The 898-nt window shown below is 67.8% G+C and carries 1 protein-coding gene; it reads left to right on the forward strand.

Translation table 11 applies throughout. The annotated features are described in order from the left end of the window. Positions 1-86 precede the first annotated feature (86 nt). On the forward strand, positions 87-898 hold an 812-nt coding region (locus tag ABGA94_RS21655; RefSeq protein ID WP_375368073.1), incomplete at its 3' end, for an SDR family NAD(P)-dependent oxidoreductase.

The raw sequence follows: 898 nt of genomic DNA on the forward strand, positions 1-898 counted from the left end.
CGCCCTGCGCCGGCGGCGCAGTGCACAACAGCGGCGGTCACGGCTTCCGTTAGAATCGGCGGTTCTCGAACCTGCAGGACCGTTCAATGCAGCTGTCTTCCGTACGTGCCGTGATCACTGGCGGCGTCTCCGGCCTCGGCCTGGCCGTGGCCCAGCACCTCGTCGCCCAGGGCGGCAAGGTGGCCCTGTTCGACCTCAACGACGCCAAGGGCGCCGCCGCCGTTGCCGATCTGGGTGCCGACAAGGCCCGCTATTTCAACGTCAACGTCAGCGATGAAGCGGCCGTCTCGGCAGCCATCGACCAGGCCCACGATTTCCTCGGCGGCCTGAACGTGGCGATGAACTGCGCCGGCATCCTCGGCGCCGGCCGCGTGCTGGGCAAGGACGGCCCGATGCCGCTGGCCGGCTTCCAGGGCACGGTGATGGTCAATCTGGTCGGCAGCTTCAATGTCGCCAAGGCCGCCGCCAACCGCATGCAGCACAACGAGGCCGGCATCGATGGCGAGCGCGGGGTGATCATCAACACCGCCAGCATCGCCGCCTATGAGGGCCAGATCGGCCAGGCCGCGTATGCCGCCAGCAAGGGCGGCGTGGTGTCGATGACGCTGCCGATGGCACGCGAACTGTCGCGCTTCGGCATCCGCGTCAATACCATCGCCCCGGGCGTGTTCTGGACGCCGATGGTCGATGGCATGCCCGAAGCCGTGCAGCAGTCGCTGGCCGCCTCGATCCCGTTCCCGCCACCTGTTTTCGCCCCCATGATGTTGTCGCTGAAGGATCACCTGCCGGCCTGGAGCCACCCATGGCTGAACTACGCGGGCGTGGCCCTGCAGATCGTGCTGGTGCTGCAGGTCGATGCGGCCGCCGTGGCCAGGCCTGACAGCAATGCGATGGCCTT

The organism is Stenotrophomonas sp. 3diitr2024 (assembly GCF_042136455.1).
GTDB lineage: Bacteria > Pseudomonadota > Gammaproteobacteria > Xanthomonadales > Xanthomonadaceae > Stenotrophomonas > Stenotrophomonas sepilia.